The sequence below is a fragment of the Brevibacterium sp. 50QC2O2 genome (assembly GCF_024580675.1).
Classification (GTDB): Bacteria; Actinomycetota; Actinomycetes; order Actinomycetales; family Brevibacteriaceae; genus Brevibacterium; species Brevibacterium moorei.
In genome coordinates this window covers 67,869-93,374 of sequence record NZ_JANIJZ010000004.1, presented here as the reverse complement: position 1 = coordinate 93,374, position 25,506 = coordinate 67,869, and the positions used below count along the sequence as shown (strand labels likewise).

Here is a 25,506-nt window from a genome sequence, read left to right as displayed (position 1 = left end):
GATGATCCCGGGCGCATGTGATGACTGCTGGACGGTACAGGGAGAGGACGGCTGCGGCGTGGAGGTTTTCCGGTCGGTTGTTCAGGCGCGTGAATCCGGACTCTTGGACGGCGGAACCGCCCTGACCATCGGCAACTTCGACGGGGTCCACAAGGGCCACCTGGCCGTTCTGAAGCATCTGGTGACCTTGGCGCAGGACAAGGGACTGGCCTCGCTGGCGGTGACCTTCAGCCCTCACCCGGCGATGGTGCACAACCCCGATCACGCACCCGAACTCATCACCGGTGAAGCGGAGAAGATCCGCAGGCTGGCCGCCACCGGGATCGACGCAGTGCTCATCCAGCCCTACTCATTGGATTTCGCGCAGCAGACGGCGGACGAATTCGTCCGTGACTACCTGGTCGGCAAGCTCGGCGCCAAGGCGGTCTTCGTCGGTGAGGACACCCGTTTCGGCAAGGACAATGCCGGTGGGGTTTCCACCCTGAAGGAACTCAGCACCGAGCTGGGCTTCGTCATGTGCGCACCTTTGAAGAATGTGGGGACCGGTGGGGAGCGCTATTCATCCACGGAGATCCGCAGTCTGTTGGCCCGCGGCGAGGTGGCCGCTGCCGCAGCCGTTCTGGGCCGGCGCCATGTGCTGGAGGGAACGGTGGTCCATGGCGACGCCCGTGGACGTGAAATGGGCTTCCCCACAGCGAACATGGGAATGGATGTGGCCGGTCTGATTCCGGCTGATGGCGTCTATGCGGGATGGCTGCGCTTCGACGACAGCGAACTGTTGCCCGGCGCGATATCAATCGGCACTAATCCCACGTTCGAGGGGAACGAACGACGGGTCGAGGCCCACGTCGTGGGCGTCGAGTTCGGCCAGCTGGACGTCTACGGTACGCATATGCGGATCGAATTCGAGTCTCGGATCCGCGGCCAGGTGACCTTCGACGGAATGGATGCCCTCATCGTGCAGATGGGGCAGGACCTCGTCGACACCAGGGCCGCATTGGGAATCTGAGGGATACTCCTCGGGAGGCTCTGTTTCCGGAGCGGACTCCTGCTTCCTGCCGGGTCGACCGACGCCTCAGGTGACGTGATGTGACACGGCCCATGCGGCCTCGGCCGTGGGGCGATAGCGTGCCAAGTGTCGATATACCGGGCGGCCCACCGCCCGCACCCCACGACACGATGTCGGGGCCGCGAAGCGGTCCGAATGCGAAGGAGCACCATGCGATACGGTTACTGGACCCCCGTCTACGGCGGATTTCTGCGCAATGTCGGTGACGAGGGTATGCCCGCCACCTGGGACTACATCAAGCGGGTCTCCCAGACCGCAGACCGGCTGGGCTTCGACCTGACCCTGGTGCCCGAGCTCTACCTCAACGACCGTAAGGGACCCGAGGCACCCAGCCTGGAGGCCTGGAGCCTGGCCACCGCGATCGCCGCTGTGACCGAGAACATCGAGATCCTCACCGCGATCCGCCCCGGCTTCCACAACCCGCAGATCACCGCGAAGACCGTGTCGACCCTGGCCGATATCAGCGGCGACCGGTTCTCGCTCAACGTCGTCGCCGCCTGGTGGGCCGAGGAGGCCAAGCAGTTCGGCGGCGTGTTCCCGCCGCACGACGACCGCTACGTCCACTGCACGGAGTTCGTCAACGCGCTGCGCGGCCTGTGGTCGCAGACGCCGTACAGCCAGTCGGGCAAGTACTTCGACATCCAGAACACTGTGGTCGAGCCCAAGCCCGCGAAGACCCCCAAGATCTTCGCCGGCGGGGAATCCGAATCCGGGCGTGAGGCCATCGCAGCCTTCGCCGACTCGTATGTTACCCACGGCGGCACCGTCGAGGAGATCCGCGAGAAGGCCGCCGACGTCAACGCCCGCCGCGAGCGTCTGCAGGGAGCGCCGTTCGAGACGATCGGCATGTCCGCCTATGTCATCGTGCGCGATACCGAGGCCGAGGCGCGCAAGGAGTTGGAACGCATTACGACCGTGGACCCGAACTCGCCAGGGTACGCCAGCTTCGAGGAGTTCCGCGCGAACTCGAACCTCGATCTGGAGCTGTCCAAGCGCGAATACTCGGTCGGCACCCGCGCGCTGCGCCCCGAACTGGTCGGCACCCCCGAACAGGTCGCCGAGAAGATCAAGGCCTATGAGGACGCCGGATTGGACCTGGTGCTGATCCAGGCATCGCCTTTGGACTCCGAACTGGAGCGCATCGCCGCGGATCTGTTCCCACTGCTGAAGTAGGGTCCTGGGCCGGCGGCAGATGCTGCCGATATGGTGGAGGCTTGACGGCCTTCCAGGGTTCCATGACATGGAACCCTGGAAGGCCGTCGTTCGCATTTGGGCCGTTTTCCGGATCGTGGTCTGGGTCGGCGGGCAAATTTTTTTTCTGTGACTTGTGCAATGCCTCCTCGCGCTTGCTGGAGCGGATCGCCGCGGTGAACCGGGTGTCATTAGCACATAAGGTGCATTTTGTTGTGGAGACACGCCGTGTACGGTGTGCATTATGCGATTCGATCTGAAAAAATCGACTCTTCCCTCGCAGCCCGGCATCGGAGCGCGTCCTCGTATGCGGCCGTCTCGGCTTTTGTCCGGCCTGATCGTCGTAGGAGCACTTGTCACAGGGTCCGTGGTCACGCAGCAGCCGCCGGCCTCTGCCGGCACTTCGCTGTCGGCCGGTGCCGCCGACCTCAGCGCCACAGATGGTGGTGGCGCAGGCCGCGGTGCCGGTGCGTCGAGTGTTCCGCGCATGTCCGGGGGTGCGACCCAGCCGTCCCGGAAGCAGATGAACACCGCCCATGATCACGTGATGGGTGCAGGCGTCCGGCAGGATTCCGGTCCTTCCAAGAAGCCCGGGAAGTCGAAGGGGAACGGTCCGAAGCACACGAAGAAGTCCGCCGGTAGGCTCAAGGGCGTGGATGTCAGCCGGTGGGACTCGATCAACGCGGCCGACTGGAGGTCGATGGCGGGCCAGGGCATTAAGTTCGCCTATGTCAAGGCCACCGAGGGTACGGGCTACGTCTCCACCAGCTACTCCTCGCAGTACAAGGGTGCGGCGAAGGCCGGCATCATCCGCGGCGCTTACCACTTCGCGACGCCCGACACCTCCTCCGGTAAGAAGCAGGCGTCCTACTTCGTGAGCCACGGTGGTCGTTGGCGGTCGGACGGGAAGACGCTGCCGCCGCTGCTGGACTTGGAATACAACCCGTACGGCTCCACCTGCTACGGCATGAGCGATGCCAAGATGGTCAAGTGGATCAGCGATTTCTCTGCCACGGTGAAGAAGAAGACGGGCACTCGGCCCGCCATCTACACAACGCGTGACTGGTGGCAGCAGTGCACGGGCAATTCGAAGAAGTTCGGCGCCAACCCGCTGTTCATCGCACGGTATCCGAGCTCGTACTCCGATGGCCCCGGTCGGCTGCCCGCTGGTTGGAAGAACTTCACCTTCTGGCAGTACACCGAATCCGGCAGGCCGGTGCCGGACATGGATGTCTTCAACGGTGGTATGAAGCAGCTGAGGGCCCTGACAAAGGGTGCCTGAGTAGATGGTTGCCTGAGTACGAGCGCTGCCTGAGTCAAGAGGCAGCCGAGGCCGGGACTGGGAGGATTCCCAATCCTGGCCTCTGCGTGTTGCATCGGTGGTACTCGTGGGTTGGGTGTTCCTCGGGTGGGGTGCCGGCGCCTTTCGGTGGTACTCGCGAGTTGGATGCTAGTCGGGTTGAGTTCCCGCGCCTTGTCTGTCGTGTCAGATGCGCGCGCATACCCTGCCACCCAGCGCATCTGCTACCACCGAAACAGACGAGCGCTACTCGGCAAACATCGGAAACCAGTTTCGAATAAACCCTTCCCATTATGAGTGACACACGCTACACTTGAAGTAGGTCAGGAAACCCGAATCGGACAGCGAAGTCCCGTCAGGTTTTACGGTTCGTCTTCCCCGACATTCATCAAGCACACACGCGTGTAGCCAGTTCGGCCGGCGTTTCGGTCGGGATGCGGGAGGAGGGAAGAAGTCATGACCATTGATTCCACCCTCCCACGTGCTGGTTCCCCCGATGATGACAAGAACCCCGAGGCCTTCGCCCGTCCAGCTGACCCCTTTTTGACTTCTGAAGATTGGGAGCGTCTACAGGAGATCGCTCCGGAACTCGTTCACGCCAGTGAGTCACTCGCTGGTCTGGGTGCCGGTGTGGGCACGGATCCCAGTCTCGACGCTTCCGACCTGCTCCTGGTGCTCAAGGGAATCGAACACGTCACCCGGATGACCACCTCAACGGAAGCTGCTGTTCTGGCGCGGGCCGAATACGAGGTGCCCACGGCCGACTATGGTGCGAAGACTCTTCCGGCCCTGGTGACTCGCCTGTTGAGGATTGATGGGGCGGCCGCGAGGCGGCGGGTGCGGTTTGCGCACGCGATCGGTGCCGGCCGGTCTCTAACGGGTGCGCGTCTGGAACCGGCCTACCCCCATGTTGCCCTCGCCCTGGCGGACGGGGGTGTGTCGGTGGATCAGGCGCAGGCGGTGATCCGGGAGATCGAGAAGATCCCCCGCCAGGTGCGGCATGTCCATCACGCCACGGCCGAGAGACTACTCGTGGACACGGTGTCGAGTGTTGATGTGGACCAGGTTCGTGTGCTGGGTTCTCGGATCCGAGCCTATCTGGATCCTGATGGGCGTTTCGCGGAGGTTCCGCCGTTGGTTGATGAGTTTCATGTGACGGTGACACCTAGGAGGAATGGTGCGTGGAATCTGACGGGCCTGTTGGATCCGGTGACGGGTGGGAAGTTGCATGGGCTCTTGACGAATCGGCAGGAGCCCGGAGCGCCGGTGGAGGACGCGACGGGAACGGGCACGGTTACTGAGGTCGGTGGCCTGGATGCGGTTCCCGCTGATGAACCGCCCGGTGATCTAGCACCGACGGCGGTGACGGTTGATGGGCAGCCGACAACGAAGGCGGATCATCCGTTTGGGTATCGGGAGCGGCCCGATGGTGCCAGGCGTCATGACATGTTCGCGACCTTGATTGACCGGGCTGCGGGTTCGGGTCCGCAGGGTGCGGGGATGGCCCTGGTGGTCACGGCGACTGCTGAAGAGTATGCGCGGGGGAAGGCGGAGGTGGAATCCACTGCCGGCCCGATCGGGTTACAGGATCTGGAGTCCCTTTCTCCGGGTGCGCTCGTGTATTTCCAGGCCAACCAGCCGGGGACACGTGAGGTGACCGTGAGGAGTGCGGGCAGGTTTGCTACGCGGCGGCAGGTTGAGTTGATTGCGGCCAGGGATCGGGGGTGTACGTTCCCGGGGTGTGATATGCCGGTGGGGTGGTGCGATGCCCACCATATGATCCCCTGGTCCTCCGGTGGGTCGACGACGGTGGCGAATCTGACCTTGGCGTGCCGGTTCCATCACACGTGGCATGACCAGCATGGGTGGAGGGCCGAGTTGATTGGCGGTTTGCCGGCGTGGATTCCTCCCCGGCATGTTGATATCGAGCAGCGGCCGGTGTTTCATTCCCGGTTCGCGGCTGCTCTGGTTGATGTGAGTGCTGCGCGGAATGAGGCGGGTCTACCGCCGGTGTGGGTGCCAGAGGACTTCTCCCCACCGGGGTGGGAGGCAGCAGACTCCCCCGATCCACCTGACCCGCCTGGAACAACGAACGCAGACGATACGGACGTCCCACCCTTCTAAACCACGGTAGGGAAGCCCGCTTCAGGCAGGGCCCCGGTCAGAGCCCCAGCGCGCCCAGTGCCACTGCTGCGGAACGCACAGCGACCACGTCCAGGCTCAGGTGGAAGTCCTGATCGGCCGCGGGCCCGCACAAGTCCGAGATTCCCCGCACCGCAGTCATCGGCACACCGATCGACCACGCGACCTGCGCGATGGCGGTGGTCTCCATATCAGTGCTCAACGCACTGGGGAAGGCCTGCCGGGCATCGCCCACATTGTGCGCGGTGACGAAAGAGCCTCCGGCGAGCATCTGCCCTACCAGCAGCTGTCCGGCAGCAACGGAGGCCCCCTCGACCTCGTCGGCAACCTGCGGAATCGGGGTGGTCTGAGCCCGGGCGATGAGCGCCTCGGCTCCGGGATAGGACTCGGGCATGCCGGGCACCTGCCCGCGCACATATCCGAAGGCGGTGCCGTCGGCGTCCGTGAAGGTGAAGTCCCGACCCACGGCCACATCGCCCACATTCACATCCTGGCGCAGTCCGCCGGCGGAACCGGCCGAGACGATCGCCGACGCCTTGAGAACGGCCAGCGCCAGGGTCGCGGCCGCCGCGGCATTCACCAGACCGATCCCCGCGCGCACCAGTACGAACGGATTCCCGCCAGCCGTCTGCAGCGCATAGAAACGGGCCCGCCCCACATCGATCGGCTCGGCCAACGCGGTGATGCCCTCGGCCGCGGGTTGAACGGCATCGGGCAAGAAGGGTGCGGCCTCCTCATCCATCGCCACCTGGATGGCGGGGGCGCCGACGATTGCGGCGAACTCGGCGGGGAACGGTGTGGGGCAGGATGCAAAGGTCGAAACGGCAGCGGAAGTCATAGGAACATTCTCCCAGAACACAGCGTCGCCCTGTAGGTGTGACCAACATCGCGCAAAGTAGGGCTCCACCTCGCATCGTTCCCTTTGCGCCGGTGCTCGCGGGCGCGCTAAGCTGGACACTGCCGTTTTTTCGCCGGCCGCGGTTCCATAGTGCTCGCAACATCAGGTTCGGGCGCCGCGCAGCGATCTTGTAGGAGGGTTCTCATGGCACTTGATTCCGCTATCAAGCAGGAGATCATCAAGGAATACGCAACTCACGAAGGCGACACGGGTTCCCCCGAGGTTCAGATCGCCGTTCTGTCGCGCCGCATCTCGGACCTGACGGAGCACTTCAAGGAGCACACCCACGACCACCACTCGCGTCGTGGCCTGCTGCTGCTGGTCGGCCGTCGTCGCCGTATGCTGAAGTACCTGGCGGACGTCGACATCGAGCGTTACCGCTCGCTGATCAAGCGTCTGGGCCTGCGCCGCTGATTCCAGCGCGCTGAAGCCGGCTGAAAGCCCGGTCGAGTCACCGACTCGACCGGGCTTTCGTCATCTCAGGGCAAACCCGGCTCAGCTAACCCGGCTCATCGGTACAGGCTCGCGCTGACCTGGGCGATCGTGCGCACCCGGCCGGCGGCCTCGCCCACCACTCGCAGCACTGCGAAGGTCCGCCCCAGGGATTCGATGTGCGCGGTGTAGGAGATCTCCAGCCCCGTGGGCATGGGCCTCGGATACGAAATGTGGATCGAGGTCGGCAGCAGCTCGCTGCCCTTGGCCTCCAGGGCCAACTCGGCCGTCCGCATCGAGGCCATGAGCGCCACCCCGCCATGCTGATTGCCCGATGAGTTCTGCGAGGTCGGGCCCACTGTGAATGTCATCCTGGCATCCCCGCCGGCACTCCACTTGGCACCCAACAGCTCATCGACCCCGTGTGCGGTCGCAGCCCCCGGCATCTCCGGATATTCCGGCTCGACCTGTGTGTCTGCGGTATAGCGCGAACGCTGCAGCACCTGGGCGACCAGCCGGCCCTCGGCGGTGACCGCTTGGCCCACCGACACGGCCTCGACGTCATTTGCCGCCAGGGTCTGCGCGTTGACAGTCACTGTCTCGCCCACGGCGAGCGGCGCGCCCAGTAGGTTCATCTCGATATCGCTGCTGACCGTCCAGTTCGGGTGCGTTACGGCATCGACCACTGCATAGCCGGTCGCCTCGTCGGCCAGGACGCCCAGGGCTCCGGCGGTCAGTCGGCCGGGTGCCGCCTGCAGGCGCGGGCCCAGGGTCATCGTGGACGAGGCCACACCGTCGCCCATGGTCAACTCCAGATCCCCCACGTGGCGGGCCAGCCTCCGACTGCCGGCGGGCACGCCCATGGCCTCCAGAGCGGCGCGGCGCTGGGCCGCGGGTGCCAGCTCAACGGCGGGGAGCGGGGGAGTCGGCTGGGAATGAGTCATCGGACACCTTTCACTGTTCTTCATCGGACACTGATTGGTAGACTAGAACAGTCCATGCCCCAGGACCCACTCAGGATCCGGTGATCGGTAGTGACCTCCGCAAGACGAAAACGAATGTGCGTGGGTCTCGATCGATGATCGGACGGGTGGACGGGGCACCCTCCATTGAACGGAGTTACCTTTGGGTCTCAATCCCGAATCCGCCGTCGCCCATATCGATAACGGGCGTTTCGGCAAGCACACCGTGCGCTTCGAAACCGGCCGTCTGGCCCAGCAGGCCGCCGGCTGCGCCGTCGCCTACCTGGACGACGAAACCATGCTGCTCTCGGCCACCGCCGCGGGCAAGCACCCCCGCGAGGGCTTCGACTTCTTCCCGCTGACGGTCGACGTCGAAGAGCGTTCGTACGCAGCCGGCAAGATCCCCGGCTCGTTCTTCCGCCGCGAGGGCCGTCCCTCGACCGACGCGATCCTGACCTGCCGCCTGATCGACCGCCCTCTGCGCCCGTCCTTCGTCAAGGGCCTGCGCAATGAGGTGCAGATCGTCATCACCGTCATGTCGATCCACCCGGATCACCTGTACGACACCCTGGCCATCAACGCCGCCTCGATGTCGACCCAGCTCTCCGGCCTGCCCTTCTCCGGCCCGATCGGCGGCGTGCGCGTCGCCCTGATCGACGGCCAGTGGGTTGCCTTCCCGAACTACTCGCAGCTGAAGGACGCCGTGTTCGACATGGCCGTCGCCGGCCGCGTGGTCGGTGACGACGTCGCGATCATGATGGTCGAGGCCGAGGCCACGGAGAACGCCGTTGACCTGATCAAGGCCGGTGCCAAGGCGCCGACGGAAAAGGTCGTGGCCGAAGGCCTCGAGGCCGCCAAGCCCTTCATCCGCGAACTGGTCCGCGCTCAGCAGGAACTGGCCGACAAGGCCGCCAAGCCCGTCGTCGAATTCCCCGTGTTCAAGGACTACGAGGACGACGTCTACGAGGACGTCAAGGCCCTGGCCTTCGACAAGCAGACGCAGAACTTCACGATCGCCGACAAGCAGGAACGCGAAGCCGCCGGCGACGCGCTGCTCGACGATCTCATGTCCCAGCTGGGTGAGAAGTACGCCGGCCGGGAGAAGGAAATCGCCGGTGCGCTCAACGCCCTGACGAAGAAGATCGTGCGCCAGCGCATCCTGAAGGAACAGGTCCGCATCGACGGCCGTGGCCTGAAGGACATCCGTCCGCTGACCGCCGAGGCCGGCGTGCTGCCGCGCGTCCACGGCTCGGCCATCTTCGAACGCGGCGAGACCCAGATCCTGGGCGTCACCACGCTCAACATGCTGAAGATGGAACAGCAGATCGACTCGCTGTCGCCGGTGACCTCGAAGCGCTACATCCACCACTACAACTTCCCGCCGTATTCCACCGGTGAGACGGGCCGCGTCGGCAGCCCGAAGCGCCGCGAGATCGGCCACGGTGCCCTGGCCGAACGCGCCCTGGTGCCGGTGCTGCCCTCGCGTGAGGACTTCCCGTACGCGATCCGCCAGGTCTCCGAGGCCCTGGGCTCGAACGGTTCGACCTCGATGGGCTCGGTCTGCGCCTCGACGATGTCGCTGCTCAACGCCGGTGTGCCGCTGCGCGATATGGTCGCCGGCATCGCCATGGGCCTGGTCTCCGACGTCATCGACACCCCCGACGGTCCGCAGACGGCCTATGCCGCCCTGACCGACATCCTGGGCGCCGAGGACGCGTTCGGCGATATGGACTTCAAGGTCGCCGGCACCAAGGACTTCGTCACGGCCATCCAGCTGGACACGAAGCTCGACGGAATCCCCTCGCAGGTGCTCGACGCAGCACTCGGCCAGGCCCGCGAGGCCCGCCTGGTGATCCTTGACGTGCTGGCCGGGGCCATCGACGCCCCCGCGGAAATGGCCCCCACGGCCCCGCGCATCATCTCCGTGAACATCCCGGTGGACAAGATCGGCGAGGTCATCGGCCCGAAGGGCAAGATGATCAACCAGATCCAGGAGGACACCGGCGCGGACATCACGATCGAGGACGACGGCACCGTGCTGATCGGCGCGACCGACGGTGCGGCCGCAGAAGCCGCGCGCTCGGCCGTCAACGCGATCGCGAACCCGCAGGTTCCCGAGGTCGGCGAACGCTACCTGGGCACCGTCGTCAAGTGCATGAGCTTCGGCGCGTTCGTCTCGCTCACGCCCGGCAAGGACGGTCTGCTGCACATCTCCGAACTGCGCAAGCTCAACGGTGGCAAGCGCGTCGAGGACGTGGAGGACGTCGTCTCCGTGGGTCAGAAGATCCAGGTCGAGATCTCCAAGATCGATGATCGTGGCAAGCTGTCGCTGGTCCCGGTCGTCGAGGAGGACTCCGATGACGAAGCCGAGGCGGAGGACTGATCCGCAATAGTGCATACTGAAGCACTCCTGGGGGAGGGCAGTGGGGTTTTCCGCACTGCCCTCCCTTCGGGTATCAGGGTCATTACGGAGACGATGCCCGGCCTGTCGAGCGAGACGGTGGGCGTCTGGGTCGATTCCGGTTCGCGTGATGAGACCCCGGAGACCGCCGGGTCCACACACTTCCTCGAACATATGCTGTTCAAAGGCACGCACCGCCACTCCTCGAAGGACATCGCGCGGATCTTCGACCTGCTGGGCGGGGACTCCAATGCGGTGACCGCCAAGGACTACACCTGCTATTTCGCCCGCTGCATCTTAGATGATCTGCCGCAGGCCACCGATCTGCTGTGGGACATGGTGCTCGACGCGCTGCTGGACGCAGGCGAGTTCGAACGCGAGCGCGGCGTCATCATCGAGGAACTCGCGATGGCGGCCGACGACCCGCTGGATGTGCTGTTCGAAACCGCCGACCAGGTGTTCTACTCCGATCAGCCCTTGGGCCGGCCGGTGGGCGCGACCCGCGAGCGGATCCGGGACCTGGGCCACGGGGAGCTGCTGGAGCACTACAGGCACGCCTATGTGGGCCCACGGTTGGTGTTCGCGGCCGCCGGCGGGGCGGGCCACGAGCAGATTGTGGACCTGGTCCTGCGCGCCACCGCGCACCTGCCCGCGGTGGCTGGGACCGAGGTTCCAGCCGGTGGCGCTGTTACCGGCTGGGCCGCTGGTCGCGCCAACGGCACGGGCGCGCGCCCGGCGCGGGCTACCTCGGTCTTCACCCCGGGCGTGCAGTTGCTGGGCAAGGACCTCGAACAGCAGCAGCTGCTGCTGGGCTTCGAGGGTGTGAGCGAACTGGGCGAGGACCGGTTCGCCTCCACCGTGCTGCAGTCCCTGTTGGGTGGCGGCATGTCCTCGCGTCTGTTCCAGAGCGTGCGGGAGGAGCACGGGCTGGCCTATTCCGTGTACTGCACGGGTGCGCGCTACCCCGATGTGGGCGATTTCGGCATCTACGCCGGGTGCGCCCCGGAGAAGGCGCAGCAGGTGCTCGACCTGTGCCAGGCGGAGTTCGAACGCCTGGCCGCTCTCGGCCCCTCGGCCGCCGAGGTCGTCGATGTCGCGGCCCAGGCCTCGGCCGCCACTGTGCTGGGGATGGAGTCGACGGCGGTGCGGATGAACCGCCTGGCCCGCTCCGAACTGACCGGGCAGCGGCTGCGCAGCGCCGAGTGGATCGTCGATGCGGTGCGCTCGGTCACCGGTGCGCAGGTGCGCGAGCTGGCGGCGCGGATGCTGGCCGGTCCCCGGGCCCTGGTGGCGATCGGTCCGCGCACGGATCTGCACCTGCCCTGAGGAGGGTCTCCTCTGAGACATGAACTCGTTCCGAGCGGGGTCCACCGCGAAATCCGTCCCAGATGCCGGTCATATGGCGTCTGGGACGGTCCATTTCGCTGACAGGGAATACTCAATGCCCCTGCAGGCGTTGTCCATCACGACGGCCTTCGATAAGGTCGAAGGTGATGGCGCTGGAGGCCCCCGGTGGTTTCCCGCCCTCGCAATCACATACTCTCAAGGAGGATTCACATGGTTGAGCAGTACACGCTCCCGGAACTGCCGTATGATTACGCGGCACTCGAACCGCACATCTCCGCGAAGATCATGGAACTGCACCATGACAAGCACCATGCGACCTACGTCAAGGGCGCGAACACCGCCCTCGAACAGATGGCCGAAGCCCGCGACAAGGGCGACTTCGGAACCATCGGCAAGCTCTCGAAGGACCTGTCCTTCAACCTGGGCGGCCACATCAACCACTCGATCTTCTGGAACAACATGAGCCCGGACGGTGGCGACAAGCCGACCGGTGAGCTCGCCGCTGCGATCGACGATCAGTTCGGTGGCTTCGACAAGTTCCAGGGCCAGTTCACCGGCACGGCCACCTCGATCCAGGGCTCCGGCTGGGCCATCCTGGGCTGGGACACGCTGGGCCAGCGTCTGACCCTCGAGCAGCTTTACGATCAGCAGGGCAACGTGCAGGTCGGCTACATCCCGCTGCTGCAGCTGGACATGTGGGAGCACGCCTACTACCTGGACTACACGAACGTCAAGGCTGACTACGTGAAGAACTGGTGGAACGTCGTCAACTGGGCCGATGTCCAGGGCCGCTTCGACCGCGCCACCGCTCAGACCAAGGGCCTGCTCTTCGGCTGAGTCGAACACGACCCCGGTTCCGCCGAACCGGGCGTTTGAATGACAACCGCCCCGCACCTGGGAACAGGTGCGGGGCGGTTGCATATTCAGTACTCGGACTCAGCCGGGCCCTGCGGAACAGCAGGGTCGGTGGAACAGGTCAATCCAGACCGCGGGGGACCGCGTCGAGCAGCATACGCGTGTACTCATCGCGCGGCCTCGCCAGCACCCGGGCGGTCGGCCCGGATTCGACCTCGTGGGCATGCGAGAGCACCAGCACCTCGTGGGCGACCTGGGCTACCACCGCGAGGTCGTGGGTGATGAACAGATAGGTCAGCCCCATTCGTTCCTGTAGCTCGGTGATGAGTTCGAGGATCTGCGCCTGCACGGTGACGTCCAGCGCGGACACGGCCTCGTCGAAGACCACCACATCCGGGTCGACGATGAGCGCACGCGCAATCGCCACCCGCTGCAGCTGCCCGCCGGAGAGCTCGCGGGGCCGTCGATCGGCCAGCTGAGGATCGAGGGCGACCATGCGCAGCGCCTCGGCGATCCGTTCGGCGCGGTCCGATCTGGTCCCGATCCGGAAATTGCGCAGCGGTTCTGCCAGGCTCGCCCCGATCGTGTGTTTGGGATCCAGCGCGGTCGCCGGATTCTGGAACACCAGTTGGACGCGCCTGCGGTATTCGGTGTCGCGCTCCGGCGGCAGTTCCGTCACCGGCATGTCGGCGACCCTGATCCGACCGGAATCCGGTTTGAGATAGCCCGAGAGCATCTTGCCCACCGTGGACTTGCCCGAACCCGATTCGCCCACCACGCCCAGGGTCTTTCCGCGCGGAATGGTGAACGATACGTCCTCACTGCCGATCACTCCGGCGTCGGTGCGCGCATAGACCTTGGTGATGCCGTGCACCTCGACCACGGGTTCGGCGGCGGGGTCCGTCGTTCCGGCACCATCACCCGTGGCAGCGGTGGCCCCGGCGGTGTCCGCGGCAGCGCCCGCCGGAACCTCGGTCGCGGAGAGCGCGGCCAGCTCCAGCCGTGGCACATCTGCCAGCAGCCGGCGCGTGTACTCCGATTTCGGACGTGCGATGATCCCGGCCGCCGGGCCCGATTCACGCACCCGGCCGTGCTGGACCACCGTGAGCGTCTGCGCGCGCTCCGCGGCGACCGAGAGGTCGTGGGTGATGAATAGGATGCCCATCCCGGTGTCCGTCTGCAGCCGATCGAGCAGATCGAGGATCCGCTTCTGCACCGTCACGTCCAGTGCGGACGTCGGCTCATCGGCGATCAGCAGACGCGGGCGCAGTGCGATCGCCGAGGCGATGAGCACGCGCTGGCGCATCCCGCCGGAGAGCTCGTGCGGGAACTGACCCGCGCGCAGCTCCGGTCGGTCGATCCCCACCATCTCCAGTAGGTCCACGACCCGCTGTCTGCGCGCGGTGCGGTCCAGATCGGTGTGGATGCGCAGGGACTCCTCGACATTGCCCAGAATCGTCTTGACCGGATTGAGTGAGTTGCCCGGATCCTGCGGCACATAGCCGATCTCCTTACCGCGCAGGCGCTTGAACGCCCGCGGCGAGAGCTGCGTGAGTTCGTGTGTGCCGGAATCCGTGTGCAGGCGGATACTGCCGCCTGACAGTTCCGCATTGCCGGCCAGCAGCCCCAAGGCCGCCGAGGCCGTGGTCGACTTGCCGGAACCCGATTCGCCCACCACCGCCGCGGTCTGGCCCGCCGGCACGCGCAGGCTGATCCGGTGCAGGGCGGGAACGGGGTCACCGGAGCGCGACCGGTAGTCCACCGATAGATCCTCGATTTCGAGAACCGGGGTGTCATCGCCGTGCACGGTGTTCCGGGTACTGTTCGCTGTGTTCATTCGCCCAGTGTTCATTCGCCTACCTCCCGCAGGACGCTGCCCAGGCGGTTGGTCGCGACCACGACCGCCATCACGATAATGCCCGGCAGCACGGTCAGCCACCAGGCGGTGGCCACGAAATTGCGGCCCTCGGAGATGATCAGACCCCATTCCGGGGTGGGCGGGGGAGTCCCGTAGCCCAGGAAGCTCAGGGTCGAGATCTGCAGGATCGCGCTGCCCAGCTGCAGCACCGCCAGGGCAAGCAGCGGACCCGAGGCGTTGGGCAGGACGTGGTGGATGAGCACCTTCGTGTGATTGGCCCCCGAACCGTAGGCCGCCGCGACATAGTCACTGCGCACGATCCCCAGGGTCTGCGCGCGGGCCAGCCGAGCGAACTGGGCGATCGCGGTGATTCCCACGGCCAGGGCCACATTCACGGTGCCGAAGCCCAGTATGATGACCACCGACAGGCTCAGCAGGATGCCGGGGATGGACACCAGCACGTCGACGATGCGCATGAGCACATCCTCGATCCAGCCGCGCTGAGTACCGGCGATCACGCCGATCGCGGTACCGATCACCAGACCGACGGCCACCGCGATGATCGCCGCCAGCAGGGACCGGCCGGCTCCGTAGACCATCCGGGCGTAGACATCGCGGCCCACCTGATCGGTGCCGAACCAGTGTTGGGCATCCGGTGGCAGGAGCGAAGCGGTGGATCCGCCGTCCAGGGGATCCTGGCCGGTGAACAGGCCGGGGAACAGAGCCCACAGCACGGGGATCAGGACGATGAGTCCGGCCAGCAGGGTCAGGGGTTTGAGCCAGGGGGAGTTCCGCAGCGCGGTACGGCGTGGCTGAGCCTTGTTGTTCTTCAACGGGGTGTTCATGCCGCCGCCTTCCGGGTGCGCAGGCGCGGGTCGATCAGTGGATAGAGCAGATCGACCAGCAGGTTGACGATGACGAAGCCCAGTGTTGCGATCACCACGATCGTCAGGAGCACGGGATTGTCGCGGTTGGCCACGGCCTGCGCGGTCAGCGCACCGATCCCATTGCGCCCGAACACGGTCTCGGTGACCACGGCGCCGGCGACCAGTTCGCCGAACACCAGGCCCGCGATCGTCAACGCGGGACTGATCGCATTGCGCAGCACCGCGTGGACGAACAGCCAGGCGCCCGCGGCGCCCTTGGCCCGGGTGACGCGCACATAGGGCTGGGCCCTGACCTCGGCCACGGAGCGGATGAGCACCTGTGCGATCGGCGCCGAGATCGGCAGGGCAATCGTCACCGAGGGCAGGATGAGCGATTCGAAGGGCCCGGGATCGACCACGTTGATCCAGCCCAGCCGGAAGGACACGAACTCGACCAGGATGATGCCAAGCCAGAAGACGGGAACGGAGATGAACAGGCTGGGCAGGGAATCGGCCACGTCGCGCAGCCAGCGGAACCGGCCGTAAGAGGCCACCAGGGTCACGATAACGGCCAGGACCAGCGCGGAGACGAACCCCGTCAGGGCCAAGACCGCGGTCGAGGGCAGGGCCGCGGAGACCAGCGTCGACACTGCGGCACCCGTCTGGGTGGAGAAACCGAAATCGCCTGTCAGGAAGCCCAGCAGCGTGCTGGCGTACTGCTGCCACCATGGCAGGTCGGCGCCGAAGGACGCCCTGATGCCCGCGATCTCGTCTTTCGACAGGCCCAGCGCAGGATCGGAGAACCGGGCCATCACGCCGTCGCCTGGCAGGATCAGCAGCAGCAGGGACGCCAGGGTGAAGGCCAGGAACAGCACCAGGACCGCCTGGCCCAGGCGCGCCAGAATGTACTTCGGAGTCGAGGTCATGCCTCCTCACCCCTCCCCGCACCATCGGCCAGCCAGGTGTTGTAGAAGGTGGGCCGGCCCACTGGCTCGGTGAAGAAGCCCTGGACCTCCTGCCGGAAGCCGAAGACCTGCGGCTCCTCGAACAGCGGCAGGACCAGTGCCTGGTCGATCACGTGCTGCTGGAACTCGGCCAGGGCGCGCTCGCGGTCGGCCGCCTTGGCAGAACCCGTGATCCGGGCCAGGATCCGCTCGACCTCCTCATCGCCCCAGGCACCCGATTCCTCATCGTGGTTGGCCAGGGCGTCACGATTGTTGATCGACCATTCGCTGGCGACCACGTCGTAGTCGGCCCTGGCCACCATCGCGTGGTAGACCTGGACCTTCTCGATGTCCTGGGAATCGAGGTCCTGTTGGACCTGGTCCCCGTCGTTGATGCTCAGGCCCACGCCGATCCGTGCGAAGTCCTCCTGCACCAGGGTCATCACCTCCTTGGACCTCGGCTGGGGCAGGGCGGTGTTCGAGCGCAGGGCCAGACGCGCACCGTCCTTGACCCGGATCCCGTCGGCGCCGCGCACCCAGCCGGCCTCATCGAGCAGGGCGTTCGCGCGATCCACATCGTGGACCCAGGCATCATCGGGCGCCTTGACGTAGCCGGCGGCCCCACGGGCGACGACCCCGGTGGCCAGCGGGTAGGTGTCGGTGAACAGTTTGGTGAGGATCCGCTGCCGGTCGATCGAGGCGATGAGGGCCCGGCGGACCCGGATATCGGCCAGCAGGCGGTGCCGGGAGCGCAACGAGATGTTGTTGTTGACCCCGTTGGTGGGCGCGGCCACCAATTGCAGGCCCTTGTCCTTGATGCGCGCCTGGTCGGGCGCCTGGATGTCGCGCACACCCTGCACCTGGCCGGACACGAGGGAGCCGATGCGCACCGAGTACTCCTTGTTGACCCGGTAGTCGATCCCGTCCAGGTACGCCCTGCCCTGGTGTTTGAAGTGCGGTGGGGCCCAGTCGTAGTCCTCCCTGGCCCTCACACTCAGTAGTGTGCCGACCCGTTCAGCGGTGATCGCGAAGGGTCCGCAGGTGGCGATCTTCGCCGCACTTCCCGGCCCGAAGCCCGCGGAGTCCAGCTTCAGTGTGGCGTCGGCCAACAGGCCGGAGTTCATCGTGGAGACCGCCTGGGCGAAGCCGGGCGCCGGCTTGGAGAAGCGGAAGCGCACGGTGTGTTCGTCGAGCACCTCGCCGCCGGCGTAGTTCGTCACCTGTTCGGACACGGCAAGGCCGCGTGCCTTGTCGCCGCGGCCGTAGAGCTCGAAATTGTCCACCACGTTCTGCGCGGTCAGCGCCGAGCCGTCGGAGTAGGTGATGCCGGGGCGCAACGTGAAGGTGTATTCGGTGGCGTCGGCGTTGATGCGCGGCAGTGCCGTGGCGATCCAGGGATAGAGCTTGAGTGTCTGCGGATCCTGATAGAGCAGACGCGCGGTGATGTTGTTGAGTATTCCGCCGTTGGGGTAGAAACCGCCTGCCGGCGGGTAGAGCACCGTCCAGCTCTGCGGTTCGAAATAGTCGAGTACCCCGCCGGGCACGGGCTTCGCGCCGGCGGGCACCGCGGTATCGGGGTGGGTGCAGGCGCTCAGCAGCAGCATGCCGGTCAGGCCCAGGCCAGCGCCGAGCACGGCGCGGCGGGTGGGTCCGGGACTGCTCGGGGGCACGCCGGCGCCCGAGTCCTGTTGGCTTGTGGAATGGTCGAATGGCCGATGTGGGCGCGCAAAGGGGCGCAAAGGAGGCACGAAAGGTCTTTCTGAGGAATGTGAACGGGGGAGACGGGGGACGCTCAGCGGCGTCGCGTCAGTGACAGCAGCAGGTGGTGACTGCCATCAGGTCGATGTGCAGACGGCGCCAGCAGCACAGGCACTGCGGACGGGCGGACACAGAGAAGTTCACTGCTCCATTGAACCCCAGAAGCCCGGGCGGTGCCTAATCGGGTGTCATCTCGGCGACACAGCCGATGTCACACTGTGGCGTCGGCGCGGAGACGGGCGCGGACCTCTGATAGGTTCGCGCCATGACTTCGAACACCGATACCGGAGCGACTCCGCAGACGCCCGCGACCCAGATCCCGGCCGAACTGGACCACCTGGTCTACGCCGTGCCCAACCTGGCCGAGGCCACGGCGGAATTCGCCCGGCTGACCGGCCTGGCCCCCGAATTCGGAGGAGCCCACGTGGGTCTGGGGACCGCGAATTTCCTGGTCCCCGTGGTGCCGGCCGGTTGGCCCGCCGATTCCCGGACCTACCTGGAGATCCTCGGCCCGGACCCGCAGCAGGCCGGTGCCGCACTGGGCAAATCGCAGCTGGGCAATGTCGATTCCGCACACCTGCAGCGCTGGGCGATCCACCCCGCGGACTTCCCCGCCACGGTTGACGCCGCCCACGCAGCCGAGGTCCCCGTCGGCCGGGTGCACGAGATGTCGCGGGCGACCCCGGAGGGCGGCCTGCTGCAGTGGCGTCTGACCCGCGCCGAGCACGCCGCAGACGAGCCACTACCCTTCGGCGGCGGTCTGCCCTTCCTGATCGACTGGCGCGATTCGGTACACCCCGCCGAGCGCCTGCACGGTAACGGTTCGGCGGTCGCCACGCTGGAGGAGCTGGCCTTCTTCGGTCCCGATCCGCAGGCCTTCGCCGCGGCCCTGGCCGTGCTGGGCATCGAGGCGGAGGTCGAACAGGCGTCTACTCCCGGCTACCGCGCTGTACTCGGCACCCCGGGCGGCCAGGTGGAGCTGTCGACCGAACACGGCATCCAGCAGATCTGAGACCTGTCCGGGGAGAGGACCCGGAGACGTCGAACGGCCGGGCCGCGCCGTCAACGGGGTTCAATCCCCGGCGTGTCCCGGCCGTCCCTGCAACTCGGCCGCTTAGCAACTCGGCCGCTCGGCGCAGGACTACAGGTGCGTGGGATAGCCCAATGCGATGTCCGCGGCCTCCTGGATCGGTTCGCCCAGGGTCGGATGCGGGTGGATCGTCAGCGCCACGTCCTCGACGTTGAGCTGACAGTTGACCGCCACGCTCAACTCCGAGATCAGGTCCGAGGCGCCCGGACCCACGATCTGGGCACCCACCAGGGTGCCCGTGTCGATGGTGGAGACCAGGCGCACGAATCCCTCCGCCTCGTCCAGCGAGACAGCGCGGGCATTGCCGGCGAACGGGAACTTCGAGGTGGTCACCGTCAGTCCGTTCTGTTCGGCCTGCGCGGCCGTCATTCCCACGGTGGCGATCTCCGGATCCGCGAAGCACACGGCCGGGACGCTGAAGTACTCATTGGCGTCCGGGCGTCCGGCGATTGCGCCGGCCGCGGTCTTGCCCTCCATGAAGGCCATATGTGCCAGGGCCGGGCCCATCGTCACATCACCCACTGCGTAGATGTGATCGACTCCGGTGAAGCCGCGCTCGTCGACCTTGATCAGTCCGTGCTTGTCGACCTCCACGCTGGTGGCCTCCAGGCCCAGGGCATCCGAATTGGGGGTCCGGCCCACGGTGATCATGCAGTAGTCGGCGGCGATCGTCTGCTCTTGTCCGCCCTTCTTCTCGTAGGACACGTGCACCCCGTCGTCGTGCTGATCGGCCCGGCGCGCGCGCACCCCGGTCAGGATGTCCACGCCCTTGGCCCGTAGGCGCTTCTCGACCACCTTGACCAGGTCCGGTTCGAAGTTCGGCAGGATCTGCTCGGTGCCCTCCAGAATCGTCACATGGGAGCCGAAGTCGGCATAGGCCCCGGCCAGCTCGGTCCCGATGTACCCGCCGCCGATCACCACGAACTCGGAGGGGACCTCGGGCAGGTTCAAAGCGCCCGTTGAGTCGAGCACCCGACCACCGAACATGAAGCCGGGGATCTCCACCGGGCGCGAACCCGTGGCGATGATCAGATCGGTGAAGGCGATCCGTCGCGGATCGGACACGCTCATGAACTGCTGCGGGCCGGCCGGCATGATGTGCAGTTCGGTATCGCTGACCAGCGTGGCCGAACCGCGCACCACCTCGACCCCGTGTTTCTTCAACAGGCCGGCGACCCCGCGGGTCATCCGGTCTACGACCTTGTGCTGCTTCCAGTCCTGCAGCGAGGTGAAGTCGAATGAGACGTCCCCGGCCGTGATCCCGTAGACACTGGAGTCCTTGGTCTGGCGCAGCCGCTCACCGGCGGAGATCAGCGCCTTCGACGGCACGCAGCCCACGTTCAGGCAGATCCCGCCCAGCGTGTCGGACTGTTCGATCACGGTGACCTGTTGGCCCAGTTCGGCTGCGCGGATCGCGGCGACGTAACCGCCGGGTCCGGCGCCGATGACCACGGTGCCGTGGGTTTCCAGTTCGCTCATCGTTCAGCCCTCCATCAGCAGCAGATTCGGATCGTGCAGCAGCTCCACCAGCAGGTTGAGCACCTGCTGGCCGGCCACCCCGTCGATCACCCGGTGGTCGACGCTCAGCGAGAGCTTGAGCATCTGGCCGACCTTGAGCTTGCCCTTCTTCGTCACGTACGGCCCCGGCACAGCCCGGCCGACGCCCAGGATCGCGACCTGTGGGGCGTTGACGATCGGGGTGAAGTAGCCGCCGTTCGCGCTGCCCAGATTGCTCAGCGTGATGGAGGCTCCGGACATCTGCTCGGCCGTCAGCTTGCCGGCTTGGGCGGTTTCGGTGTTCAGGCCGATCTCCTGGGCGATCTGGAACAGGTTCTTCGCATCGGCGTCCTTGATCACCGGGGCGTAGAGCCCGCGCTCGGTGTTCGTGGCGATGCCCACGTTGTACGCCGAGTGGAACACCTGTTCGCCCGCGTCCATGTCCAGTGAGGAGTTCAATGCCGGGAACTCCTTGAGGGCAGCGACCAGCGCCTTGACGATGAACGGCAGCAGGGTCAGGTGGATGTCCCGGTCGGCTGCGCGCTCCTTGTAGGCCTGCCGCAGCGCCAGCAGCTTCGTCACCTCGACCTCGCCGAACAGGGTGACGGGCGGGATGGTGGCCTGCGAGGTCGCCATCGCCCTGGCGGTGGCGGCGTGGATGCCGGAGAACGGTTCGCGCCGGTCGCCCTCGCGCGGCGCCACAGGGGCAGCCGGTGTCGCAGCGGCGGCCTGGGTCGCGGTTGCGGGCGTCCCGGACGCTGTCGGCTCGGTGGTTTGCCCCGCGCCCGCCAGCTTGTCGATATCGGCCCGCAGCACGTGCCCGTGGGAGCCGGTGGGCGTGACGGCCTGGATGTCCACGCCCTTCTCCCTCGCATATCTGCGGACCGAGGGCATGGCCAGCACGCGCGCAGCCGGTTCCGCGGCCGCGGCCAGGGGCGGTTCGGTGGGTGCCGGAGTCTTGGCAGAGTCCTCGGCCGGGGCCTTGGCCGCAGCCTGGGCCGAACCTCCTGCCGGGGCCGCGCCGGCCGGCTGGGACGCTCCGGCGGGACCGGTGGGCGCCATATCCTCATCCTGTTTCTCCGCGCTCTGTGAACCACTCGCGGAGTCACCGGCCGGTTCATCGGGGGAGCCGTCGTCGATGACGACGAGCATCTGCCCCACGGTGACGGTCTCGCCCTCCTTCGCCCCCAGTTTCGTCACGGTCCCGGCGACGGGGGAGGGGAGTTCGGAGACGGACTTGTCGTTCTCGATTTCGACCAGCGTGTCGTCCTCGGCGACGGTCTCGCCCTCCTTGACGTGCCAGCTGGAGATAGTGCCCTCGGCCAGGCCCTCGCCCAGCTCCGGCATGGTGAATGTGAATGCCATTGCTTACTCCAATCGTGTTGTGGCTGGCTCAGTAGCTAAGGATCTCGCGGGCCTTGGCCGCGATGCCGTCGGCATTCGGCAGCCAGGCGTGTTCATCGGCGGCGAAGGCGTAGACGGAGTCTGGCGCGGAAACCCGCCCGATCGGGGCCTCGAGGCTCAGGATCCGGTTCTCGGCGACCGCGGAGACGACGTGGGCGCCCACCCCGGCCATCTTCTGCGCCTCCTGCACCACGACCAGTCGTCCCGTCTTGTCCACGGAGGCGAAGACCGTGTCGGTGTCGATCGGGGAGATCGTGCGCAGGTCGATGACCTCGGCGGACACCTTGTCCTGGGCCAGGGCCTCGGCGGCTTTGAGCGCCTCGTGGACCTGGGCGCCATAGGCCACCAGAGTGATGTCGGTGCCCTCGCGCACCACATTCGCGGTGTCCAGCGGGACGCGGTAGATGCCGTCGGGGACGTCCTCCTTGATGGAGCGGTAGAGCTTGAGGTGCTCCATGAACAGCACAGGGTCGTTGCTCTCGATCGCCGAGATCAGCAGCCCCTTGGCGTCGTAGGCCGTCGCCGGGGCCACGACGCGCAGGCCGGGGACTCCGGTGAACAGGTGTTCCAGACTGTCCGAGTGCAGCTCGGCCGTGTGGGTCCCGCCGCCATAGGGCGTGCGCACCGTGATCGGCTGGGTCAGCGCGCCGGCGGTGCGGAACCGATTGCGCGACATCTGCCCGACCAGGGAGTCCACGGCCTCAAAGGTGAAGCCCATGAACTGGATCTCCGGGATCGGGCGCCAGCCGGTGGCGCCCAGCCCGATCGCCAAGCCCAGGATGCCGGACTCTGCCAGCGGGGTGTCGAACACCCGATCGGTGCCGTGCTTGTCCTGCAGGCCCTGGGTGGCGCGGAACACGCCGCCGTTCTTTCCCACGTCCTCGCCGAAGATCAGGGTCTTCTCATCGTCGGCCAATTTGAGGTCCAGGGCGTCGGTGATGGCCTGGATGTATGAACGCGTCGTCATGTCAGTTTCCCTCCCGCTCGCCTGCTGCTGCGATCTGTTCGCGGATGTTCGGGGTGGGGACCTCGAAGGTGTTACTCAGGAACTCCTCGACCGTCTGCTTGGGCGCCTTCTCCGCGGCCGCGATGGCGGCGCGGAACTCCTTCTTGTACTTCTCTGTCAGTTCGGCCTCCTGCTCGAGGGACCACAGGTCCTTCTCGGTGAGCAGATCGCGCATCCGGTTGAGTGGATCGCGTTCGAGCCAGGGCTGTTCCTCATCGTGGGTGCGGTAGCGGCTCGGATCGTCGCCGGCCGAGGAATGTGGGCCGAAGCGGTAGGTCAGCTGTTCGATGAGCACCGGACCGTTGCCCGCCGCTGCGTATGCGCGCGCGGCCCTGGCCACCGCGTGCACGGCCAGCACGTCCATCCCATCGACTTGGACGGCCGGGGCACCGGCGGCCGAGGCCTTCTGTGCCAGGGTCCGGGACGCGGTCTGGCGCTCGCGGGGCACCGAGATGGCCCAGCCGTTGTTCTGGATGATCATCACCAGGGGCGCCCGGTAGACCCCGGCGAAGTTCAGGCCCTCATAGGTATCGCCCTGCGAGGTCGAGCCGTCGCCGGAATAGGAGAACGCGACATTCGGCTCTCCGTTCATCTTCATCCCCAGGGCCGCCCCTGCGGCCTGCACGTGCAGGGCGCCGATGATGATCTGGGGGAACCAGCTGCGGACGCCGTCGGCGATCCGGTTGCCCTCGACGTGGCCGCGCGACCACAGGAAACCCTGTTCGACGGTGATGGCCCCGTGTTGGATCATCTGGGGCAGATCGCGGTAAGTGGGGAACAGGTAGTCCATCGCCTCGAACGCGGTGACGCTGCCGATCTGGCTGGCCTCCTGTCCGATGGTCGGGGCATAGAAGCCCAGGCGGCCCTGGCGGGAGAAGATCGTGGTCTGGTCGTGCAGAGTGCGCTCCCAGAGCATCTTCTGCATCAGGTCGGTCAGGTCCTCGTCGGTGAAGGTGTCGAAGACCTGTTGGTCGACGATCCTGTGGTTCTCGTCGAGCACGCTGATGGGACCCTGGACGTCCTTGCCCTGGGAATCCCTGATCGCCGCGAAGTCGACGACCGGGGTGGCGGTTTGCTCCGTCATGGTATGTGCCTCCTACTTCTGTGTGACGTGTGTGGTCGATGGTGTGGCGGGCGCCGGTCCGTCCGGGCCGCCGGTCTGTGGTGGTGCGCCGGGCGCTCTGATGGCGAACAGGATTACCGCGGCCAGGGCCATGAATGCGCAGCCGATGAGCAGCGCGGTGCCGAACGTCAGGGCGCCTGCGGCCATGAGCGAATTGAAGATCAGGGTGATCACGGCGCCGGCCGCGAAGCCCTGGTAGATCACCGAGTAGTTCTTCGACTGGTTGTTGTGCCCGTAGAAGTCCCCGACGATGGCCGGGTAGATGGTGATGCACCCGCCGAAGGCCGCGCCGAAGAACAGGAACCCCAGGATGTACAGCCAGGGGCTGGGCAGCCACGTCAGACCCAACAGCAGCGCGAAGACCGCCAGGACGCTCAGGGCGACGGCGACGATCAGGGTGCGCTTGATGTGGTCCGAGAGCCAGCCGAAGAAGAACCTGCCGATCGTGTTGACCACGGCGACCAGCGACACCAGGCTGATCGCGGTGCCGATCAGATAGGCCGTGGGCCGGTCAGTGGCCGTGGGCCCCGACAGGGCGGCGCCGCCGGCGTTGCCGATGATGAACAGGCCGGCGAAGCAGAACGCGGTGATGCCGATGAACAGCAGATAGGACTGGGGCGTGCGCAGCATCTGCCCGCGGGTGTATTCGCCGGCTGCCTGACCGGCGTTGCCCGTGTGCGGGGCATCGCGCAGCAGCAGTCCGCCGCCGGCGATGAGCAGCAGTGCGACGACCGCCCAGATGATGAAGCACATGGTCAGCCCGGGGTAGCCGGACGCCGCATCCCCGAGCACCGGGGTGACGACGAAGGGCAGGATGACGGCCGGCACGCCGTAGGCGCCCACGGAGACCCCGGAGATGGTGCCGGCCCTGTCGGGGTACCAGCGCAGACAGTTCGTCAGGCTCAGCAGGTAGCCCACACCGTCGGCGGCGCCGACGACGATCCCGGCGAACAGGTAGAGCAGCCAGACATTGCCCACGAAGCCGGAGACGAACAGTCCGCAGGCCAGCACGATGCCACAGGCCACCAGGACCTTGCGGACGCCGAATCTGGCCTGCAGCCAGCCGATCGACAGAGTGGACACCGACAGGCAGATCATCATGATGGAGAAGGTGATCGCGATGCCGAATGTCTGGGTGTGGTCGCCCAGCAGGCGCTGTGCCAGAGGCGGGTTGAGGATGGACCAGGAGTAGACGGTGCCGAGCCCCAGCTGGGCCAGTACAGTGCCCAGGAGGACCCTGCCCCGGCCCGCGAGGGCCGGAGCGTCGGAAGCCTGAACGGCCATGACACTCCTTCGTGTTGAGGTGGTTCTACGTTCGGTAGAAATGGCTCCACTATAACGCTGGATGCTCGTTCAGAAAAGG

20 protein-coding genes are annotated in these 25,506 nt (G+C 66.4%); 9 read left to right on the top strand and 11 right to left on the bottom strand.

Going from position 1 to position 25,506, the window contains the following annotated elements:
- The first annotated feature begins 58 nt into the window (after nt 1-58).
- The 4 genes from NQ038_RS04955 to NQ038_RS04940 all read left to right on the top strand — a co-directional run bounded on the left by NQ038_RS04955 (nt 59) and on the right by NQ038_RS04940 (nt 5,684).
- Nucleotides 59-1,009 (top strand): bifunctional riboflavin kinase/FAD synthetase, encoded by a 951-nt coding sequence (locus tag NQ038_RS04955; protein WP_257057621.1) that lies wholly within the window; start codon nt 59-61, stop codon nt 1,007-1,009.
- A gap of 210 nt (nt 1,010-1,219) precedes the next feature.
- Nucleotides 1,220-2,242, top strand: coding sequence for an LLM class flavin-dependent oxidoreductase (locus tag NQ038_RS04950; protein ID WP_257057620.1), 1,023 nt, complete (start codon nt 1,220-1,222; stop codon nt 2,240-2,242).
- Between the two features lie 385 nt (nt 2,243-2,627).
- On the top strand, nt 2,628-3,542 hold the full coding sequence (locus NQ038_RS04945; RefSeq protein ID WP_257057617.1) for a lysozyme: 915 nt from the start codon (nt 2,628-2,630) through the stop codon (nt 3,540-3,542).
- 474 nt (nt 3,543-4,016) lie between these two features.
- The gene (locus NQ038_RS04940) at nt 4,017-5,684 is read left to right on the top strand and encodes an HNH endonuclease signature motif containing protein (protein ID WP_257057614.1); all 1,668 of its coding nucleotides are present in this window, start codon (nt 4,017-4,019) and stop codon (nt 5,682-5,684) included.
- 37 nt (nt 5,685-5,721) lie between these two features.
- Here the strand turns inward: NQ038_RS04940 and mtnN are convergent, their stop codons facing one another.
- Nucleotides 5,722-6,540: a 5'-methylthioadenosine/S-adenosylhomocysteine nucleosidase gene (gene mtnN, locus NQ038_RS04935; RefSeq protein ID WP_257057611.1), complete on the bottom strand. Its 819-nt coding sequence runs from the start codon at nt 6,538-6,540 to the stop codon at nt 5,722-5,724.
- A gap of 204 nt (nt 6,541-6,744) precedes the next feature.
- On the opposite strand from mtnN, the gene rpsO reads away from it, so the two are divergent.
- Nucleotides 6,745-7,014 (top strand): 30S ribosomal protein S15, encoded by a 270-nt coding sequence (gene rpsO / locus NQ038_RS04930; protein WP_257047463.1) that lies wholly within the window; start codon nt 6,745-6,747, stop codon nt 7,012-7,014.
- A gap of 95 nt (nt 7,015-7,109) precedes the next feature.
- Here the strand turns inward: rpsO and NQ038_RS04925 are convergent, their stop codons facing one another.
- Nucleotides 7,110-7,976, bottom strand: coding sequence for an acyl-CoA thioesterase domain-containing protein (locus NQ038_RS04925; RefSeq protein WP_257047464.1), 867 nt, complete (start codon nt 7,974-7,976; stop codon nt 7,110-7,112).
- A 181-nt stretch (nt 7,977-8,157) separates the two neighbouring features.
- On the opposite strand from NQ038_RS04925, the gene NQ038_RS04920 reads away from it, so the two are divergent.
- From NQ038_RS04920 to NQ038_RS04910, 3 genes are all read left to right on the top strand, one after another.
- Entirely contained in the window at nt 8,158-10,377 is a 2,220-nt protein-coding gene (locus tag NQ038_RS04920; protein WP_257047466.1) for a polyribonucleotide nucleotidyltransferase, read from the top strand.
- 9 nt (nt 10,378-10,386) lie between these two features.
- Nucleotides 10,387-11,721: a pitrilysin family protein gene (locus NQ038_RS04915; protein ID WP_257057608.1), complete on the top strand. Its 1,335-nt coding sequence runs from the start codon at nt 10,387-10,389 to the stop codon at nt 11,719-11,721.
- Between the two features lie 231 nt (nt 11,722-11,952).
- Nucleotides 11,953-12,579, top strand: a complete 627-nt coding sequence (locus NQ038_RS04910; RefSeq protein ID WP_257047468.1) for a superoxide dismutase — start codon at nt 11,953-11,955, stop codon at nt 12,577-12,579.
- Between the two features lie 139 nt (nt 12,580-12,718).
- Here NQ038_RS04910 and NQ038_RS04905 read toward each other — a convergent pair whose 3' ends face one another.
- Genes NQ038_RS04905 through NQ038_RS04890 form a run of 4 tightly spaced genes read right to left on the bottom strand, consistent with a single transcriptional unit; the run spans nt 12,719 to nt 17,935 of the window.
- Nucleotides 12,719-14,434, bottom strand: a complete 1,716-nt coding sequence (locus NQ038_RS04905; protein WP_257061936.1) for an ABC transporter ATP-binding protein — start codon at nt 14,432-14,434, stop codon at nt 12,719-12,721.
- A gap of 11 nt (nt 14,435-14,445) precedes the next feature.
- Nucleotides 14,446-15,300, bottom strand: a complete 855-nt coding sequence (locus NQ038_RS04900; protein ID WP_257047471.1) for an ABC transporter permease — start codon at nt 15,298-15,300, stop codon at nt 14,446-14,448.
- Nucleotides 15,297-16,247, bottom strand: a complete 951-nt coding sequence (locus NQ038_RS04895; protein ID WP_257047474.1) for an ABC transporter permease — start codon at nt 16,245-16,247, stop codon at nt 15,297-15,299. The genes NQ038_RS04900 and NQ038_RS04895 overlap by 4 nt, the downstream gene beginning before the upstream one ends.
- On the bottom strand, nt 16,244-17,935 hold the full coding sequence (locus NQ038_RS04890) for a TIGR04028 family ABC transporter substrate-binding protein (protein WP_257047477.1): 1,692 nt from the start codon (nt 17,933-17,935) through the stop codon (nt 16,244-16,246). The genes NQ038_RS04895 and NQ038_RS04890 overlap by 4 nt, the downstream gene beginning before the upstream one ends.
- Nucleotides 17,936-18,288: 353 nt before the next feature.
- On the opposite strand from NQ038_RS04890, the gene NQ038_RS04885 reads away from it, so the two are divergent.
- The gene (locus NQ038_RS04885; RefSeq protein WP_257047478.1) at nt 18,289-19,035 is read left to right on the top strand and encodes a VOC family protein; all 747 of its coding nucleotides are present in this window, start codon (nt 18,289-18,291) and stop codon (nt 19,033-19,035) included.
- Nucleotides 19,036-19,164: 129 nt separating this feature from the next.
- On the opposite strand, the gene lpdA is transcribed toward NQ038_RS04885, so the two are convergent.
- The 5 genes from lpdA to NQ038_RS04860 are packed head-to-tail and all read right to left on the bottom strand — an operon-like array spanning nt 19,165 to nt 25,427.
- Entirely contained in the window at nt 19,165-20,592 is a 1,428-nt protein-coding gene (gene lpdA / locus NQ038_RS04880; protein ID WP_257057605.1) for a dihydrolipoyl dehydrogenase, read from the bottom strand.
- A gap of 3 nt (nt 20,593-20,595) precedes the next feature.
- Nucleotides 20,596-21,975, bottom strand: coding sequence for a dihydrolipoamide acetyltransferase family protein (locus NQ038_RS04875; protein ID WP_257047482.1), 1,380 nt, complete (start codon nt 21,973-21,975; stop codon nt 20,596-20,598).
- Between the two features lie 28 nt (nt 21,976-22,003).
- Nucleotides 22,004-22,981, bottom strand: a complete 978-nt coding sequence (locus NQ038_RS04870) for an alpha-ketoacid dehydrogenase subunit beta (RefSeq protein WP_257047483.1) — start codon at nt 22,979-22,981, stop codon at nt 22,004-22,006.
- A gap of 1 nt (nt 22,982) precedes the next feature.
- On the bottom strand, nt 22,983-24,104 hold the full coding sequence (locus tag NQ038_RS04865) for a thiamine pyrophosphate-dependent enzyme (RefSeq protein ID WP_257047484.1): 1,122 nt from the start codon (nt 24,102-24,104) through the stop codon (nt 22,983-22,985).
- A 12-nt stretch (nt 24,105-24,116) separates the two neighbouring features.
- Entirely contained in the window at nt 24,117-25,427 is a 1,311-nt protein-coding gene (locus NQ038_RS04860) for an MFS transporter (protein WP_257047486.1), read from the bottom strand.
- Nucleotides 25,428-25,506: the final 79 nt, after the last annotated feature.

Bases quoted from the DNA above. Each gene is read 5' to 3' on its own strand.
- NQ038_RS04950 (WP_257057620.1), top strand. From the start codon at position 1,220: ATGCGATACGGTTACTGGACCCCCGTCTACGGCGGATTTCTGCGCAAT.
- NQ038_RS04940 (WP_257057614.1), top strand. From the start codon at position 4,017: ATGACCATTGATTCCACCCTCCCACGTGCTGGTTCCCCCGATGATGAC.
- mtnN (WP_257057611.1), bottom strand. From the start codon at position 6,540: ATGACTTCCGCTGCCGTTTCGACCTTTGCATCCTGCCCCACACCGTTC.
- rpsO (WP_257047463.1), top strand. From the start codon at position 6,745: ATGGCACTTGATTCCGCTATCAAGCAGGAGATCATCAAGGAATACGCA.
- NQ038_RS04925 (WP_257047464.1), bottom strand. From the start codon at position 7,976: ATGACTCATTCCCAGCCGACTCCCCCGCTCCCCGCCGTTGAGCTGGCA.
- NQ038_RS04910 (WP_257047468.1), top strand. From the start codon at position 11,953: ATGGTTGAGCAGTACACGCTCCCGGAACTGCCGTATGATTACGCGGCA.
- NQ038_RS04905 (WP_257061936.1), bottom strand. From the start codon at position 14,434: ATGAACACAGCGAACAGTACCCGGAACACCGTGCACGGCGATGACACC.
- NQ038_RS04900 (WP_257047471.1), bottom strand. From the start codon at position 15,300: ATGAACACCCCGTTGAAGAACAACAAGGCTCAGCCACGCCGTACCGCG.
- NQ038_RS04895 (WP_257047474.1), bottom strand. From the start codon at position 16,247: ATGACCTCGACTCCGAAGTACATTCTGGCGCGCCTGGGCCAGGCGGTC.
- NQ038_RS04885 (WP_257047478.1), top strand. From the start codon at position 18,289: ATGACTTCGAACACCGATACCGGAGCGACTCCGCAGACGCCCGCGACC.
- lpdA (WP_257057605.1), bottom strand. From the start codon at position 20,592: ATGAGCGAACTGGAAACCCACGGCACCGTGGTCATCGGCGCCGGACCC.
- NQ038_RS04875 (WP_257047482.1), bottom strand. From the start codon at position 21,975: ATGGCATTCACATTCACCATGCCGGAGCTGGGCGAGGGCCTGGCCGAG.
- NQ038_RS04870 (WP_257047483.1), bottom strand. From the start codon at position 22,981: ATGACGACGCGTTCATACATCCAGGCCATCACCGACGCCCTGGACCTC.
- NQ038_RS04865 (WP_257047484.1), bottom strand. From the start codon at position 24,104: ATGACGGAGCAAACCGCCACCCCGGTCGTCGACTTCGCGGCGATCAGG.
- NQ038_RS04860 (WP_257047486.1), bottom strand. From the start codon at position 25,427: ATGGCCGTTCAGGCTTCCGACGCTCCGGCCCTCGCGGGCCGGGGCAGG.